At 36.0% G+C, this 411-nt stretch carries 1 protein-coding gene; it reads left to right on the forward strand.

The window, feature by feature from the left end:
- A partial coding sequence (locus IQR33_RS34975) for a hypothetical protein (RefSeq protein WP_228014240.1) occupies positions 1-411 on the forward strand: 411 nt, incomplete at both ends.

Genomic DNA, 411 nt, shown 5'->3' on the forward strand with positions numbered 1-411 from the left:
CTTGAGAGATTTGGTTTGGGTACTAAGAATTTTTTCGGTTGCTCCGTGGCTGTCTGTTTTCTTCAATGTAAAGGTTAATGGTGCTTTTTATACCCATAGAAAGTTTTCCGACATCTTTCTTATTGTAGCTAGTTCGATTTTATTTCTTCATTTTATCCTTCTATGGTGGTCCTCGGAGATTTTTTTAGCCATCTTTCCAGTAATGATGGTGGCTGATTCACTTCAATATCAAATTAGAGTAGTTTTTTTAAGAACAGTTTTTCAAGATAGTTATGCCCCTTATTCTGGTGAGAGAACTTTAGCTGTTCTAATGTTTCAATATGTAAACCTGATACTTTGCTTCACCATCATTTATGTGGCCATTTTTGGTAGCTCTTTCGATCCCAAACTTACACCGCTGTCAGCATTAGA

It is taken from the genome of Vibrio sp. OPT46 (genome assembly GCF_015163535.1).
Lineage (GTDB): Bacteria > Pseudomonadota > Gammaproteobacteria > Enterobacterales > Vibrionaceae > Vibrio > Vibrio alginolyticus.